The sequence below is a fragment of the Staphylococcus caprae genome, assembly GCF_003966625.1.
GTDB classification, from domain to species: Bacteria; Bacillota; Bacilli; order Staphylococcales; family Staphylococcaceae; genus Staphylococcus; species Staphylococcus caprae.
On the sequence record NZ_AP018587.1, the window covers coordinates 921,792 to 938,250 of the forward strand.

Annotated in this window: 13 protein-coding genes, 2 tRNA genes and 3 rRNA genes; all 18 read left to right on the forward strand. The window is 37.9% G+C overall.

Annotated features, from left to right (window positions below; genetic code table 11):
• Positions 1–21: 21 nt before the first annotated feature.
• The 18 genes from JMUB898_RS04345 (at position 22) to rrf (ending at position 16,216) form a co-directional block, all read left to right on the forward strand.
• Complete coding sequence (locus JMUB898_RS04345) at positions 22–501, forward strand: PH domain-containing protein (protein WP_044466354.1); 480 nt, start codon at positions 22–24, stop codon at positions 499–501.
• Positions 494–1,993 (forward strand): PH domain-containing protein, encoded by a 1,500-nt coding sequence (locus JMUB898_RS04350; protein ID WP_044466353.1) that lies wholly within the window; start codon positions 494–496, stop codon positions 1,991–1,993. Before JMUB898_RS04345 ends, JMUB898_RS04350 begins: the two co-directional genes overlap by 8 nt.
• The gene (locus JMUB898_RS04355; protein ID WP_044466352.1) at positions 1,980–2,522 is read left to right on the forward strand and encodes a PH domain-containing protein; all 543 of its coding nucleotides are present in this window, start codon (positions 1,980–1,982) and stop codon (positions 2,520–2,522) included. The genes JMUB898_RS04350 and JMUB898_RS04355 overlap by 14 nt, the downstream gene beginning before the upstream one ends.
• A gap of 14 nt (positions 2,523–2,536) precedes the next feature.
• The gene (acpS, locus tag JMUB898_RS04360; protein ID WP_044466351.1) at positions 2,537–2,893 is read left to right on the forward strand and encodes a holo-ACP synthase; all 357 of its coding nucleotides are present in this window, start codon (positions 2,537–2,539) and stop codon (positions 2,891–2,893) included.
• Positions 2,894–2,970: 77 nt separating this feature from the next.
• Positions 2,971–4,119 carry an alanine racemase gene (gene alr, locus JMUB898_RS04365; RefSeq protein ID WP_002445529.1) on the forward strand — a complete coding sequence of 383 codons (1,149 nt, stop codon included), beginning with the start codon at positions 2,971–2,973 and terminating at the stop codon, positions 4,117–4,119.
• A gap of 87 nt (positions 4,120–4,206) precedes the next feature.
• Positions 4,207–4,377, forward strand: coding sequence for a type II toxin-antitoxin system antitoxin MazE (gene mazE, locus JMUB898_RS04370; RefSeq protein WP_037541853.1), 171 nt, complete (start codon positions 4,207–4,209; stop codon positions 4,375–4,377).
• A complete protein-coding gene (locus tag JMUB898_RS04375; RefSeq protein WP_002445525.1) occupies positions 4,374–4,736 on the forward strand; it encodes a type II toxin-antitoxin system PemK/MazF family toxin in 363 nt (120 codons plus the stop codon). The genes mazE and JMUB898_RS04375 overlap by 4 nt, the downstream gene beginning before the upstream one ends.
• A gap of 371 nt (positions 4,737–5,107) precedes the next feature.
• Complete coding sequence (locus tag JMUB898_RS04380) at positions 5,108–6,109, forward strand: SpoIIE family protein phosphatase (protein ID WP_044466350.1); 1,002 nt, start codon at positions 5,108–5,110, stop codon at positions 6,107–6,109.
• 102 nt (positions 6,110–6,211) lie between these two features.
• The gene (locus tag JMUB898_RS04385; RefSeq protein ID WP_037541852.1) at positions 6,212–6,538 is read left to right on the forward strand and encodes an anti-sigma factor antagonist; all 327 of its coding nucleotides are present in this window, start codon (positions 6,212–6,214) and stop codon (positions 6,536–6,538) included.
• A 1-nt stretch (position 6,539) separates the two neighbouring features.
• Positions 6,540–7,019, forward strand: coding sequence for an anti-sigma B factor RsbW (rsbW, locus tag JMUB898_RS04390; protein WP_002445522.1), 480 nt, complete (start codon positions 6,540–6,542; stop codon positions 7,017–7,019).
• Positions 6,994–7,764 (forward strand): RNA polymerase sigma factor SigB, encoded by a 771-nt coding sequence (sigB, locus tag JMUB898_RS04395; RefSeq protein WP_002445521.1) that lies wholly within the window; start codon positions 6,994–6,996, stop codon positions 7,762–7,764. The genes rsbW and sigB overlap by 26 nt, the downstream gene beginning before the upstream one ends.
• A gap of 160 nt (positions 7,765–7,924) precedes the next feature.
• Positions 7,925–10,075: a Tex family protein gene (locus tag JMUB898_RS04400; protein WP_126501918.1), complete on the forward strand. Its 2,151-nt coding sequence runs from the start codon at positions 7,925–7,927 to the stop codon at positions 10,073–10,075.
• Positions 10,068–10,526, forward strand: a complete 459-nt coding sequence (locus JMUB898_RS04405; protein WP_044466348.1) for a SprT family protein — start codon at positions 10,068–10,070, stop codon at positions 10,524–10,526. Before JMUB898_RS04400 ends, JMUB898_RS04405 begins: the two co-directional genes overlap by 8 nt.
• A gap of 464 nt (positions 10,527–10,990) precedes the next feature.
• Positions 10,991–11,077 (forward strand) — tRNA-Leu (locus tag JMUB898_RS04410).
• A 24-nt stretch (positions 11,078–11,101) separates the two neighbouring features.
• A tRNA-Gly gene (locus tag JMUB898_RS04415) sits at positions 11,102–11,175 on the forward strand.
• 118 nt (positions 11,176–11,293) lie between these two features.
• A 16S ribosomal RNA gene (locus JMUB898_RS04420) occupies positions 11,294–12,844 on the forward strand.
• A 266-nt stretch (positions 12,845–13,110) separates the two neighbouring features.
• Positions 13,111–16,032 (forward strand): 23S ribosomal RNA (locus JMUB898_RS04425).
• 69 nt (positions 16,033–16,101) lie between these two features.
• Positions 16,102–16,216: ribosomal RNA gene (gene rrf, locus JMUB898_RS04430) — 5S ribosomal RNA — on the forward strand.
• Together the 16S, 23S and 5S rRNA genes with 2 tRNA genes alongside form the textbook arrangement of a ribosomal RNA operon.
• Positions 16,217–16,459 lie beyond the last annotated feature (243 nt).

Genomic DNA, 16,459 nt, shown 5'->3' on the forward strand with positions numbered 1-16,459 from the left:
ATCAGACAAAGGAGCTATAATATGAATCTGGATAGTACATTTCATCGAAGCCCTAAAAATGCTTTAAAGTACTATTATATAACTAGTTTTATAACTTTAATTATCATATTAGTTATATTAAGCATTCTTTATTATTGTTGGTCTACTTTTCATTGGTGGGATTTTATTTTATACATACTCATAATGATAGCTGCGATTGCTATCGTTCATTTTATATTTTCACCTTTCATTAGATATAAGTATCATTTTTATAAATTTGAAGGAAATTCAATTATTTTAAAAGAAGCATTTTTCTTTAAAAGAGAAGAACTTAGTAAAATCGAAAGATTACAATTTATTACTATTGGAACAAATCCTTTAGCTAAAAAATTCAAAATCAATTCAATTGAATTAGTAACTGCTGGACATGAAATTACATTACCAATGATTTCAGAACAAGAAGCGCAAATGATTCAACAACAGGCATTAGATCGATTGAGAGGTGTCAATGACGATGTATAATCCTCAAAGATTGCATCCAATCTCGTACGTAACCGGATTAATAGATGTAATTAAACAGAACTTTATTGTGATTATCCTCTTTTTATTTAACATAAGAAATTTTAAATTTGATGACTTTGGTTCTTATATTTGGCCTGGCGTAATGACTTTAATATTTTTAGTATCATTCATACACAATATTATTAAAGTTTATAATACGCGTTACTGGATTGAAAATAATCACTTCATACTAACGACAGGTGTATTTAATAAAGAACGAAAAGAGCTCAACATAAGTAGAATTCAATCTGCTGATACCACTCAAAGTTTAGTCAACCAAGTTGTGGGTGGAGTTGAACTGATCATTAAAACGCCTAGTGATGGTATCGAATTAAGTACCATTTCTAAAAAACAAAGTGAATTGGTAGAGAAAGAAATTAAGACATTACAACATCAAATGAATGATACTCAACAAGAAGTGGCGAGTGAAAATAATGCAGGTGATAATGAAACAACGCCTCAAAATCTACCTTCTCAATCTATATTTAAAATGCCATTCAAACAATTATTATTGATGGCTATGACGAGTGGTGCAATTGGGATTGCTCTATTTACAATTTCGCCGATTGTAGGGAGCTTCTCGAGTATTATTCCGTGGGAAAAGCTAGGAGATGAACTATCATACATTTTTAAAACGATCTATCTCTTAGTGACTGCCATTGTAGTTTTCGTATTAATAGCCAGTTATATTATTGGAACATGTCTGGCATTCATTAAATATTATGGGTACAAAGTCACACAACAAGGCCATCAACTAAAAATTCAATATGGTTTATTTACAAAAAAGAATATAACTGTACCTACTGATCGCCTTCAAGGTGTACTAGAACATCAATCTTATATTAGGAAGTTGTTTGGTTACACATCCATTCATTTTTATATCACAAGTGATATTGATGCCACTTCTGGTGAACCGAGTGATGATAATGGACGCATCATGATTCTTCCTTTTATTAAGCGTTCTCAAGCGTATGAGATCATTCGGTCATTAGTGCCCGAGATGCAATTTAACACTGCGCATGCTGGCATGCCTATGAGAGGATTTCACCGTCATTTTCTTATACCGACTATAATCCTAGTTATAGCTGGAATAGTTGGATGGTATTTCTGGTCAGCATGGTCATTCGTCATTATGGCAGTACTAATTATTTTATTTGTCATTGCAGCAATACTATACGTTTGTTTCGGTGGCTATAATTTGGAAAATGATGAACTCGTGATACAAAAAGCATCATTACTCAATATTAAAAGATATTACTTTAAACTTAATAAAGTAATTGGTTTAGAGATTAAACAGCATCCACTATTAGAAAGAAGCCATCTAGCAAATTTTGAGTTTATTATAGCTAAAGGTGACTTAAATCAATATATTGGACTAAAATTTAATGATGTATCTAACGTGAATCAACTGAAGAAATGGTACATGAGAGGTGATACTCATGAAAGCATATAAATATATGAATGAAAAAGGATTAAAAGTGATGAGGATAAGTGCTTCAATATGGGCACTTGTCATTACTGTTGTGTTATTAATATTCATTGGCTTAAATATGTTTAAACTACATTGGGTAGGTAACGTTTCAGTTATTATAGGCGCACTAGTTATTATTATCTTTTTCTTGTTGATGTTTTTACTTATTATGCCTCTTTATAGGTATAAAAACTTCAGATATTTCATAGGTGAAGACGAAGTACATGTGAGAAGAGGCGTCATTTTTATTGATACCAACATTATTCCATACTTCCGAATCCAAAATATCGATATAAATGAGGGATTCATTATGAGAAAATATCAACTCGCGACATTGACATTATCAACAGCTGGCGGAAATTCTGAAATTGAACTCATTGATAGAGATGAAGCTCAAAAATTAAAAACACTCATTAAGCAATGTAAAGAAAGCGATGCTCATTTATCCACTTCAATAGATAATGAAGAAAAGGTAAACGGTATGGCTAAATCTATAGATGAAAATGAATAAAGAGGCGAAGCGGAATGATATATGGAATAGGCATAGATTTAATAGAAATCGAACGTATTGAAAAAGTGCTTCACAAACAAAGTAAAATCATTGAACGAGTTCTGACTCCAGATGAAAAAGCTAAATTTGAGAATTTTACTCATGAGAAGCGTAAAATAGAATTTTTAGCAGGTCGTTTTGCAGTAAAAGAAGCATTTAGTAAAGCGTTAGGTACGGGATTAGGCCAATCTGTAACTTTTCAAGATATTAACTGTTACAACAATCGATTAGGTCAACCATGTATTGATTATCCAGGCTTTAAAGTGCATGTGAGCATCACTCACACAGCTCATTATGCCATGAGCCAAGTCATATTAGAAAAAGAAGAATAAATCTGCTGAACTCTTAAAAGTTAAATAAAATTATATTAATGAAGTAATAAGTATGTCGTTTCAAGGAGGGCATTCATATGACAGAAAAGTTCTATAGACCAACCTATTTAAATGTTAATTTAGATGCGATATTAGCAAATTATCAAATTTTTGATCAATTACATCACAATAAAACTGTAATATCTGTGATCAAGGCAAATAGTTATGGTTTAGGCAGTGTAAGAATCGCGCAACACCTAATGGAACACGGTGCCTCATTTTTTGCAGTGGCAACATTAGATGAAGCAATAGAATTACGAATGCACGGTATTAAAGCTAAAATTTTAATATTAGGCGTCATTCGAACTGAAGATATAAGTAAAGCGATTCAACATCGCGTCGCGCTTACTGTTCCATCTAAGGCGTGGTTGAAAGAAGCGATTAAAAATATTCCTGAAGATAACGAGAAAAAGTTATGGTTACATGCAAAACTAGATACAGGTATGGGTCGCTTGGGTATGAAAGATGTCGAAGAATATCGTGAAGTTGTGGACCTGATAGATAAAAGAGAACACCTTGTTTTCGAAGGTGTTTATACGCATTTTGCGAGCGCAGATGAACCAGGAGATTCAATGAATGAACAATTTGAATTCTTCAAAACCGTCGTAAATCAAGTTGAAAAACCGACCTACATTCATACACAAAATTCTGCCGCATCGTTATTAATGGATGGACAATTCTGCAATGCCATACGATTAGGTATATCTTTATATGGATACTATCCTTCACAATACGTTAAAGATCATGTCAAAGTACACTTGCGTCCGAGTGCACAACTTGTATCTGAAATCGTACAAGTCAAGACTCTCAAAGCTGGTGAAACGGTAAGTTATGGTCGAACATTTAAAGCAACAGAAGAAATGAGAATTGCAATTCTACCAATTGGCTATGCTGATGGCTACTTAAGAGCAATGCAGGGAGCTTATGTTAATGTGAATGGTCACCAATGTGAAGTGGTTGGTCGCGTATGTATGGACCAAACCATTTTAAGAGTTCCTGAAGATGTGAAGGTAGGGGACAAAGTCATATTGATGGACAACCATATTGATTCGCCACAATCTGCTGAAGCTTTAGCTGAAAAGCAACAAACGATCAATTATGAAGTATTGTGCAACATCTCCAGACGTTTACCTAGAATTTACCATCACAGTGATGAATATGAGGTTACTAATGAATTATTAAAATAGTATAGTCACTGTACTTAAAATTTGTTATTATTAAGTTAAATTAAAGGTTAAATAACAACTTTTTGGAATCAGATGGAGGTTCTTCACATGTTATCTTTTAATCAAAATAGAAGTCACAGTCTTGAACAATCCTTAAAAGAAGGTTATGCACAAATGGCTGATCTAAACCTCTCCCTAGCGACGGAAGCTTTCCCGATTGAGTGTGAAGCTTGCGATTGTAATGAAACATATCTTACTTCTAACTCAAAGAATGAATGATTAGAAGAGGAGATGTTTATTTAGCGGATTTATCACCAGTGCAAGGGTCTGAACAAGGGGGAGTAAGACCTGTCGTTATTATTCAAAACGATACTGGTAATAAATATAGTCCTACAGTCATTGTGGCTGCTATTACAGGTAGGATTAATAAAGCGAAAATACCAACCCATGTAGAAATTGAAAAGAAAAAGTACAAGTTAGATAAAGATTCCGTTATCCTACTTGAACAAATTAGAACACTTGATAAAAAACGATTAAAAGAAAAATTGACCTATTTATCTGAAAGTAAGATGAAAGAGGTCGACAACGCCCTAGACATTAGTCTAGGCTTACATAACTTTGATCATCCAAAATCATAATGTTTTATATGTAGTAAACATAAATAAAATAATGAATTAGAAGACAATAACTTTATAATAATTATAACTCTTAATCAAACAGGTAACTTTAGACCGATTGCTTTCATTAAGATTTTTTGCAAATCTATACTAGTGCTACCTCTCATTAGTTTAATAGCATATAATTATAGTTATTAAGTAATTGCATTTATTATAAAAGAATGTCTTGAGTTTTTTCGGCTTTAGGTATTCCACTCCTAAAGTCTTTTTTAGCTAGTTAAGAATTGAGGTTTATCAGTGATTTGCTGTTCATTTTAAAAAATAAATAAAATTCCAAAAACGATAGATAGTAAACGAATGGAATGTGAAATGGAAGTAAGGAGGCACGTGTCGTGGAAGAATTTAAAAAAAGTTATAAAGCGCTTGTAAAAGAAAGTTTAACTACTGATAATCGGGCTCAACTTATAAAAAAGTGCGAAGCATTTACGGATGAAGTAATTAAAAAGGATGTATTGCCAGAAGATATTGTGGAAATTCATCAATCTTATATTAGCCAATTAGAATTAAATGAGGAAGAAATTTTGGGAACATTAGATGTTCTTCAAGAGGTTGTTAAAGGCTTTGGTTATAGTTATAGAGATTATCAAAGGTTAGTAAGTAAAATGCAAGTCCACGATAAGGAAATAGATTTGGCCTCTCGACTTCAACAAACGATGTTAAAGACAGATATACCTCAATTCGATAGTATACAAATAGGTGTGATTTCTGTAGCTGCACAAAAAGTAAGCGGCGACTATTTCAACTTAATCGATCATAAAGATGGTACGATGAGCTTTGCAGTGGCTGATGTCATTGGTAAAGGGATTCCTGCAGCATTAGCCATGAGTATGATCAAATTCGGCATGGATTCATATGGTCATTCACAGTTGCCGAGCGATGGTTTGAAACGATTAAATCGTGTTGTCGAAAAAAACGTTAACCAAAATATGTTTGTAACGATGTTTTATGGATTATATGAAGAGATGAACCATCTTCTTTATTGTAGTTCAGCCGGTCATGAACCTGGTTATGTTTACCGTGCTGAAACAGAGGAATTTGAGGAAATTGACGTAAGAGGACGTGTCCTTGGTGTCAGTCAGAAGACACGTTATAACCAACAAGAAATTCCTATTTACTTAGAAGATTTGATTATTATTTTTACTGATGGTGTAACGGAAGCACGTGATAATACAGGAGAATTTATTGATAAAGATAAGTTGTTAAATTTAATTCGAAAAAATAAACACATGCATCCTCAAGATATCGTTCAAATTATTTATGAATCAATTTTAAAAGTTCAAAACCCTAGTAGAAAAGACGATATGACAATTTTAATTATAAAAAGAGTAAATTAAATTGACTAAATTAGATTAAAGTTTAATGTCTAAGGGTATACATAATTTTGAACAGGAACGTAAAAAAATGAACTAGATATGAAAAGACTAGGAGTGTATCAAATGAATCTTAATATAGAAACTATAACTCATGATGACTATTATGAAGTTAAAGTTGGTGGAGAATTAGATGTTTATACAGTACCAGAATTAGAAGAAGTTTTAGTACCAATGCGACAAGAAGGAACACATGATATTCACGTTAACTTAGCTAACGTGAGTTACATGGATTCTACTGGATTAGGTTTATTTGTAGGAACTTTAAAAGCATTAAACCAAAATGATAAAGATTTATATATCTTAGGTGTTTCAGATCGAATTAATAGATTGTTTGATATTACCGGTTTGAAAGATTTAATGCATGTTAATGAAGGAACGGAGGTAGAGTAACATGCAATCAAGACAAGATTATATCGAAATGCGGTTACCAGCCTCTGCAGAATACGTAAGTTTAATACGTTTAACATTATCTGGCGTATTTTCAAGAGCGGGTGCCTCTTATGACGATATTGAAGATTCTAAAATCGCTGTAAGTGAAGCTGTAACGAACGCTGTTAAACATGCTTATAAAGAAAATCCTGAAACCGGTATGATAAATTTATGTTTTGAGATATTTGATGATAAAATAAAAATAGTTATTTCCGATCAAGGGGAAAGTTTTGATTATGAAACAACTAAATCAAAACTAGGTCCATATGATGATAACGAGAACATTGATTTCTTAAGAGAAGGCGGATTGGGATTATTCCTTATTGAGTCATTAATGGACGAAGTAACTGTTTATAAAGAATCTGGTGTGACAATCAGTATGATTAAGTATATTAAAAAAGAGCAGGTGCGAAATAATGGCGAAAGAGTCGAAATCAGCTAATGATGTATCACCTGAACAAATTAACCAATGGATTAAAGAACACCAAGAAAATGAAAATAGCCAAGCTCAAGATAAATTAGTAACGCATTATCGCAAACTAATAGAATCTTTAGCATATAAATATTCGAAAGGGCAATCACATCATGAAGATTTAGTTCAAGTGGGTATGGTTGGATTAATAGGTGCCATCAATAGATTTGATTTGTCATTTGATCGAAAATTTGAAGCATTTCTAGTGCCAACCGTGATTGGTGAAATAAAAAGGTATTTACGAGATAAAACATGGAGTGTTCACGTACCTAGACGCATTAAAGAGATTGGTCCTAGAATTAAAAAGGTAAGCGATGAACTAACAAATGAACTTGAACGTTCACCATCTATCAATGAAATAGCGGAACGTCTTGAAGTCACAGACGAAGAAGTTTTAGAAGCAATGGAGATGGGACAAAGTTATAATGCGCTAAGTGTGGATCATTCTATTGAAGCGGATAAGGATGGATCAACAGTAACGCTATTAGATATTATGGGGCAACAAGATGATAATTATGATTTAACTGAAAAACGCATGATTTTAGAACGCATTTTGCCTATTTTATCTGATAGAGAAAGACAAATTATACAATGTACATTTATAGAGGGATTAAGTCAGAAAGAAACTGGTGAAAGAATTGGACTTAGTCAAATGCATGTCTCACGCTTGCAACGTACTGCAATTAAAAAGTTGCAAGAAGCAGCTAAACAATAAATATTTAAAGAAGTTCATTGATAACAATCATGAGCTTCTTTTTGTTTGTCATCATTTTGGTGATTAAAAGTGGGCATAGTTTGTTAACGTAAATCGAGAATGTATTTATAGAACTATGTTAAAATAGGGAAGTAATTTTATAGAAAAGCGTGGTAGAAGAATGGACAAAAATTTAATTCAAACAATCGTAGAGAAATATAATTTTTCAGAAAAACAAATAAAATCAGTGCTTGAACTATTAGAAGATAATAATACTGTTCCATTTATCGCAAGATATCGTAAAGAAGCTACTGGCGGCCTAGATGAAGTTGAAATTAAACAAATTGACGATGAATATCGTTACATGGAGAATCTTCAAAAGAGAAAAGAAGAAGTTATACATAGTATTGAACAACAAGGAATGCTCACTGACGAACTTAAGAGCGACATCCTTAAACAAACGAAATTGCAAAGAGTTGAAGATTTATATCGACCATACAAACAGAAAAAGAAAACGCGTGCAACTGAAGCTAAAAGAAAAGGACTTGAACCTTTAGCGCAGTGGTTAGTTCAAGGAAAATTAGATAAAAAAATTGAAGACAAAGCAGAAGAATTTCTCAATGAAGAAATATCTAATATTGAAGAAGCACTGGAAGGCGCTCAAGATATTATCGCTGAACATATTTCAGATAACCCTAAATATCGTTCTAGAATATTAAAAGAAGTGTATCATCAAGGGCAAATTACTACTTTTAAAAAGAAAAATGCTGAAGATGAAAAAGAAATCTTCGCTATGTATTATGATTATTCAGAACCTGTGAAACGTGTAGCTAATCATAGAATTTTAGCTATGAATCGTGGTGAAAAGGAAAAAGTATTATCCGTTAAAATAGAATTTGATACCACAAGAATTCAAAAAGATATTGAAAGACAAGTTATTAAAGCGAACAATGAAGGTGCGATATACATTGAAGCGGCTATAAAAGATAGTCTTAAACGTTTAATTATGCCTTCAATAGAAAGAGAAATACGTGGTGATTTAACTCAGAAAGCTGAAACACATGCAATTGATGTCTTTAGTGAGAATCTTAGAAACTTATTATTACAACCACCTATGAAAGGTAAACAAATTCTTGGTGTAGATCCAGCCTTTAGAACAGGCTGTAAACTTGCAGTGATTAATCCATTTGGAACATTTATTGCGAAGAGTGTCATCTATCCACACCCACCTAAATCTAAGACTGAAGCTGCTGAAAAAGAATTGGTCAATATGATTAAAGATTATCAAATTGAATTATTAGCTATAGGAAATGGAACAGCGAGTCGAGAAACAGAGCAATTTGTTGCAAATGTAATTAAAAAGTATAGCTTAGACGCTCAATTTATCATAGTTAATGAAGCGGGAGCATCAGTTTACTCAGCTTCAGAAATTGCTAGACAGGAGTTTCCTAATTTTCAAGTAGAAGAAAGAAGTGCAGTTTCAATAGGCAGAAGAGTTCAAGACCCACTAAGTGAATTGGTTAAAATAGATCCTAAATCAATCGGTGTTGGTCAATATCAACACGATGTAAACCAAAAAGAATTAAGTAATGCATTAACATTCGTTGTAGAGACTGCTGTAAACCAGGTCGGAGTGGATGTTAATACTGCTTCTAAATCTTTACTTCAATATGTATCGGGATTATCTTCTACAATTGCACAAAACATTATTGATTACAGAGAAGAAAATGGCCCAATTAAACACAATAAAGAAATTAGCAAAATTAAAAGATTAGGTGCCAAAACATTTGAACAATGTATCGGATTTTTACGTATTGTCGATGGTGAAGAACCATTAGATAACACAGCAATTCATCCTGAAAGTTATAAAGTGACATATGAAGTGTTAGAACAATTAGGACTAGGGGCTAAAGATATTGGTACAACGCATCTCAAATCTACTTTAACTAACGTTAATGTGAAAGAACTTGCAACACAATTAAATGTAGGGGAACCAACATTAGAAGATATTATTCAATCCTTAATTGCACCAAACAGAGATCCTAGGGATGAATTTGAAACACCAATTCTGAAATCTGATGTATTATCTATTGAAGATTTACATCAAGGTATGAAGTTGAGTGGTACAGTGAGAAATGTTGTTGACTTTGGCGCATTTGTCGATATAGGTGTGAAACAAGATGGGTTAGTTCACGTTTCTAAGTTATCTAAGAAGTTTGTTAAGAATCCTATGGAGATTGTAAGTGTAGGCGATATTGTAGACGTTTGGATTCTTGATATTGATGAAAATAAAGGAAAAGTATCGCTAACAATGATTGACCCAAATGAATAATATTGAATTACAACGCTTAACCGAACAATTAGCTATTGATTATTTTGGAGTAGAATTTAAACATAAAGCATACTTTAATCATAGACTTAGAACTACTGGTGGTAGGTATTTATTGCGGTCTCATCATATAGAGATTAACCCTAAGCAGTTAGAAAATTTTGGAGAACAGGCAATTATAGATATCATTAAACATGAACTGTGTCACTATTTTCTTCATCTTGCAGGTAGAGGTTATCAGCATCGTGATCGAGATTTCAAAGTTTTAAGCAGTAAGGTAGGTGCACCTAGATTTTGTACACCTACTGAAACGTACCAAAGTCGTGCTAATTACAAGTATCAATGTGCGAATTGTTTGGAGAATTATTTACGTATTAGAAAAGTGAACACCCATAAAATGAGATGCGGTCATTGTGGAGGCAAACTTAATTTAGTAGAAGTATATAAGCATTAATGTTGAAGAGCGTTTTGGAGTGAGACAGAAATGTCATTTAGGAAAATTATTTTCGTTGTCTTATACCCAACGTGCATTATTTGCAGAAATTTTTTTAGTTGGAGCGTTGCCGGTAGGGAAGTCTCGGATAGAAACAAAATTGATATAAGCACGTTTTCAATTTAGACGTACATTGCCAATATGTTAAGTGAAGCAGGGATAATTATTTTAGTCTCTGCTTCATTTTTTTATGAAAAATAATATGGAATTTTGATGTTTCAATAAGATGAAAATTTTTGCTCAAATATATTGACATTTAATGTTGTGTGATATATTATAGATATCGTTGTCTTAACAAGAGAAACAAGTTTTAAAAGCTAATTAACATTATTAATCTTAAGTTAAATTATTGTTGACAAAATGTAATGAAAGATTTAAAATATTTATTGTTCTCGATAATTAAAGTTTAATTATGCGTTTTGCCAGCGGTCGTGGCGGAATGGCAGACGCGCTAGGTTGAGGGCCTAGTGGGAGTTAATCCCGTGGAGGTTCAAGTCCTCTCGGCCGCACCAATTTCATATAATTCTATTCTACATGCGGGTGTAGTTTAATGGCAAAACCTCAGCCTTCCAAGCTGATGTTGTGGGTTCGATTCCCATCACCCGCTCCATTCTAACTTAAATGAACATTGAAAACTGAATGACAATATGTCAACGTTAATTCCAAACAAACAGTAACGAGAGTTACAAACTATTTAGTATTTATGAGCTAATCAAACATCATAATTTTTTATGGAGAGTTTGATCCTGGCTCAGGATGAACGCTGGCGGCGTGCCTAATACATGCAAGTCGAGCGAACAGACGAGGAGCTTGCTCCTCTGACGTTAGCGGCGGACGGGTGAGTAACACGTGGATAACCTACCTATAAGACTGGGATAACTTCGGGAAACCGGAGCTAATACCGGATAACATGTTGAACCGCATGGTTCAACAGTGAAAGACGGTCTTGCTGTCACTTATAGATGGATCCGCGCCGCATTAGCTAGTTGGTAAGGTAACGGCTTACCAAGGCAACGATGCGTAGCCGACCTGAGAGGGTGATCGGCCACACTGGAACTGAGACACGGTCCAGACTCCTACGGGAGGCAGCAGTAGGGAATCTTCCGCAATGGGCGAAAGCCTGACGGAGCAACGCCGCGTGAGTGATGAAGGTCTTCGGATCGTAAAACTCTGTTATTAGGGAAGAACAAATGTGTAAGTAACTATGCACGTCTTGACGGTACCTAATCAGAAAGCCACGGCTAACTACGTGCCAGCAGCCGCGGTAATACGTAGGTGGCAAGCGTTATCCGGAATTATTGGGCGTAAAGCGCGCGTAGGCGGTTTTTTAAGTCTGATGTGAAAGCCCACGGCTCAACCGTGGAGGGTCATTGGAAACTGGAAAACTTGAGTGCAGAAGAGGAAAGTGGAATTCCATGTGTAGCGGTGAAATGCGCAGAGATATGGAGGAACACCAGTGGCGAAGGCGACTTTCTGGTCTGTAACTGACGCTGATGTGCGAAAGCGTGGGGATCAAACAGGATTAGATACCCTGGTAGTCCACGCCGTAAACGATGAGTGCTAAGTGTTAGGGGGTTTCCGCCCCTTAGTGCTGCAGCTAACGCATTAAGCACTCCGCCTGGGGAGTACGACCGCAAGGTTGAAACTCAAAGGAATTGACGGGGACCCGCACAAGCGGTGGAGCATGTGGTTTAATTCGAAGCAACGCGAAGAACCTTACCAAATCTTGACATCCTCTGACCCCTCTAGAGATAGAGTTTTCCCCTTCGGGGGACAGAGTGACAGGTGGTGCATGGTTGTCGTCAGCTCGTGTCGTGAGATGTTGGGTTAAGTCCCGCAACGAGCGCAACCCTTAAGCTTAGTTGCCATCATTAAGTTGGGCACTCTAAGTTGACTGCCGGTGACAAACCGGAGGAAGGTGGGGATGACGTCAAATCATCATGCCCCTTATGATTTGGGCTACACACGTGCTACAATGGACAATACAAAGGGTGGCGAAACCGCGAGGTCAAGCAAATCCCATAAAGTTGTTCTCAGTTCGGATTGTAGTCTGCAACTCGACTACATGAAGCTGGAATCGCTAGTAATCGTGGATCAGCATGCCACGGTGAATACGTTCCCGGGTCTTGTACACACCGCCCGTCACACCACGAGAGTTTGTAACACCCGAAGCCGGTGGAGTAACCTTTTGGAGCTAGCCGTCGAAGGTGGGACAAATGATTGGGGTGAAGTCGTAACAAGGTAGCCGTATCGGAAGGTGCGGCTGGATCACCTCCTTTCTAAGGATATATTCGGAACATCTTCTACGAAGATGAAAAGGAATAACGTGACATATTGTATTCAGTTTTGAATGTTTATTAACATTCAAACAAAATTATTTAAAGAATTGACTAAATAATTCATATTGTACATTGAAAACTAGATAAGTAAGTAAATTAGATTTTACCAAGCAAAACCGAGTGAATAGAGTTTTAAATAAGCTTGAATTCATAAAATAATCGCTAGTGTTCGAAAGAACACTCACAGATTAATAACATATCTTAAAGATTAAGTTATTAAGGGCGCACGGTGGATGCCTTGGCACTAGAAGCCGAAGAAGGACGTTACTAACGACGATATGCTTTGGGTAGCTGTAAGTAAGCGTTGATCCAGAGATTTCCGAATGGGGGAACCCAACATGAGTGATGTCATGTTATCGACATGTGAATTCATAGCATGTCAGAAGGCAGACCCGGAGAACTGAAACATCTTAGTACCCGGAGGAAGAGAAAGAAAAATCGATTCCCTGAGTAGCGGCGAGCGAAACGGGAAGAGCCCAAACCAACAAGCTTGCTTGTTGGGGTTGTAGGACACTCTATACGGAGTTACAAAAGAACATGTTAGACGAATCATCTGGAAAGATGAATCAAAGAAGGTAAAAATCCTGTAGTCGAAAACATATTCTCTCTTGAGTGGATCCTGAGTACGACGGAGCACGTGAAATTCCGTCGGAATCTAGGAGGACCATCTCCTAAGGCTAAATACTCTCTAGTGACCGATAGTGAACCAGTACCGTGAGGGAAAGGTGAAAAGTACCCCGGAAGGGGAGTGAAAGAGAACTTGAAACCGTGTGCTTACAAGTAGTCAGAGCCCGTTAATGGGTGATGGCGTGCCTTTTGTAGAATGAACCGGCGAGTTACGATCTGATGCAAGGTTAAGCAGCAAATGTGGAGCCGTAGCGAAAGCGAGTCTGAATAGGGCGTTGAGTATTTGGTCGTAGACCCGAAACCAGGTGATCTACCCTTGGTCAGGTTGAAGTTCAGGTAACACTGAATGGAGGACCGAACCGACTTACGTTGAAAAGTGAGCGGATGAACTGAGGGTAGCGGAGAAATTCCAATCGAACTTGGAGATAGCTGGTTCTCTCCGAAATAGCTTTAGGGCTAGCCTCAAGTGATGATTATTGGAGGTAGAGCACTGTTTGGACGAGGGGCCCCTCTCGGGTTACCGAATTCAGACAAACTCCGAATGCCAATCAATTTAACTTGGGAGTCAGAACATGGGTGATAAGGTCCGTGTTCGAAAGGGAAACAGCCCAGACCACCAGCTAAGGTCCCAAAATATATGTTAAGTGGAAAAGGATGTGGCGTTGCCCAGACAACTAGGATGTTGGCTTAGAAGCAGCCATCATTTAAAGAGTGCGTAATAGCTCACTAGTCGAGTGACACTGCGCCGAAAATGTACCGGGGCTAAACATATTACCGAAGCTGTGGATTGTCCGTAGGACAATGGTAGGAGAGCGTTCTAAGGGCGTTGAAGCATGATCGCAAGGACATGTGGAGCGCTTAGAAGTGAGAATGCCGGTGTGAGTAGCGAAAGACGGGTGAGAATCCCGTCCACCGATTGACTAAGGTTTCCAGAGGAAGGCTCGTCCGCTCTGGGTTAGTCGGGTCCTAAGCTGAGGCCGACAGGCGTAGGCGATGGATAACAGGTTGATATTCCTGTACCACCTAGTATCGTTTTAATCGATGGGGGGACGCAGTAGGATAGGCGAAGCGTGCTGTTGGAGTGCACGTCCAAGCAGTAAGGCTGAGTGTTAGGCAAATCCGGCACTCGTAAGGCTGAGCTGTGATGGGGAGAGGAAATTGTTTCCTCGAGTCGTTGATTTCACACTGCCGAGAAAAGCCTCTAGATAGATAACAGGTGCCCGTACCGCAAACCGACACAGGTAGTCAAGATGAGAATTCTAAGGTGAGCGAGCGAACTCTCGTTAAGGAACTCGGCAAAATGACCCCGTAACTTCGGGAGAAGGGGTGCTCTTTAGGGTTCACGCCCAGAAGAGCCGCAGTGAATAGGCCCAAGCGACTGTTTATCAAAAACACAGGTCTCTGCTAAACCGTAAGGTGATGTATAGGGGCTGACGCCTGCCCGGTGCTGGAAGGTTAAGAGGAGTGGTTAGCTTCTGCGAAGCTACGAATCGAAGCCCCAGTAAACGGCGGCCGTAACTATAACGGTCCTAAGGTAGCGAAATTCCTTGTCGGGTAAGTTCCGACCCGCACGAAAGGCGTAACGATTTGGGCACTGTCTCAACGAGAGACTCGGTGAAATCATAGTACCTGTGAAGATGCAGGTTACCCGCGACAGGACGGAAAGACCCCGTGGAGCTTTACTGTAGCCTGATATTGAAATTCGGCACAGCTTGTACAGGATAGGTAGGAGCCATTGAAACGTGAGCGCTAGCTTACGTGGAGGCGTTGGTGGGATACTACCCTAGCTGTGTTGGCTTTCTAACCCGCACCACTTATCGTGGTGGGAGACAGTGTCAGGCGGGCAGTTTGACTGGGGCGGTCGCCTCCTAAAAGGTAACGGAGGCGCTCAAAGGTTCCCTCAGAATGGTTGGAAATCATTCACAGAGTGTAAAGGCATAAGGGAGCTTGACTGCGAGACCTACAAGTCGAGCAGGGTCGAAAGACGGACTTAGTGATCCGGTGGTTCCGCATGGAAGGGCCATCGCTCAACGGATAAAAGCTACCCCGGGGATAACAGGCTTATCTCCCCCAAGAGTTCACATCGACGGGGAGGTTTGGCACCTCGATGTCGGCTCATCGCATCCTGGGGCTGTAGTCGGTCCCAAGGGTTGGGCTGTTCGCCCATTAAAGCGGTACGCGAGCTGGGTTCAGAACGTCGTGAGACAGTTCGGTCCCTATCCGTCGTGGGCGTAGGAAATTTGAGAGGAGCTGTCCTTAGTACGAGAGGACCGGGATGGACATACCTCTGGTGTACCAGTTGTCGTGCCAACGGCATAGCTGGGTAGCTATGTATGGACGGGATAAGTGCTGAAAGCATCTAAGCATGAAGCCCCCCTCAAGATGAGATTTCCCAACTTCGGTTATAAGATCCCTCGAAGATGACGAGGTTAATAGGTTCGAGGTGGAAGCGTGGCGACACGTGGAGCTGACGAATACTAATCGATCGAAGACTTAATCAATTTTAAAATGTTTTGCGTCGCAAAATCATTACTTACTATCTAGTTTTGAATGTACAATTCATTCACTTGTCTGGTGACAATGGCAAGGAGGTCACACCTGTTCCCATGCCGAACACAGAAGTTAAGCTCCTTAGCGCCGATGGTAGTCGGACTTACGTTCCGCTAGAGTAGGACGTTGCCAGGCAAGTCAGAGACCGAAAAGTCTCTTTTTTTATGCCTAAAAATCAATCGGCGCCCCGAAGGTACGTAGTCTATTAGCTATGGAGAAAGATTGATTCTCTGCGAAGAGAAAGCGATTGAAGCTGATGAATTAAGGAAAGAGCGCAACGAGTTTAGTCGAGCTAAATGAGTCAGCGAGGGACGCGAATGAAGAAAGATGCGAACGTTTGACTCAAGCAGAGGAAGCACCTTAGCGCCAGATGGTAGC